The following is a 689-nucleotide window of genomic DNA, read 5'->3' as shown; positions in this document are numbered from 1 at the left end:
AAAAAAGCAGTTTAATTCGTTCATTTAATAAGGAATTTTCTGACACAGATAAATCTTCGCCTAGATCTCTTTGGGGGCTTAAGTCTCTTTCGCGCTAACACCACATTGAAAGAGGAGGGTTGGCAGTCACACACCTTAAAATATCAGTGCGGGAGACAATCCCCACTAAACGATGCTCAGCATCCACAATAGGGATTGCATCCAAGCTATACATGACTAAGGCCTTGGCCACTCTACGAACATCTGTCACAGGATCCGCTGAAACAACAGATTTCCCCCTTGTTTGGATAACACTCGATAATGAAGTGTCCCGCCCCATTTGAACCGACGATTGAGACAAGAGCTTAGCGTATATTTGTTGGCGAGAGATTACTGAAACTAGCTGCCCTTTATTATCCAGAACAGGAACTACCTGATAATGCACCTGTTCGAATAACTCAAGTACGTATCCCCATGTATCGCTTAGCTGAACACTAACGACCGGTTGGCTCATAACTTGGTAAGCATGATAAACAGCTTCTTGCTGTGAGTTTTTCTTAAGCAAATTCTGATATTCAGAAATCGCTTTGACGGGCACATCATAGGAACTTCTGGCTTGCTCATTCTCTTCAAGCTCTACTTCTGTATAATTTAAACTCGGTATTGTCGAGGTATTGGCGGGTTTCTCAACCTTCCTAAGCTTTTCCAAC

Annotated in this window: 1 protein-coding gene; it reads right to left on the bottom strand. The window is 42.8% G+C overall.

The genetic code is table 11. The features are described 5' to 3' along the window. Positions 1-94 precede the first annotated feature (94 nt). Positions 95-689 (bottom strand): HPP family protein (locus A3757_RS02665; RefSeq protein WP_068739130.1); only part of this gene is annotated, 595 nt, incomplete at its 5' end.

It is taken from the genome of Oleiphilus sp. HI0117 (assembly GCF_001635235.1).
Note: the sequence above shows the minus strand (reverse complement) of the source record. Positions and strands in the feature narration are given on the sequence as shown.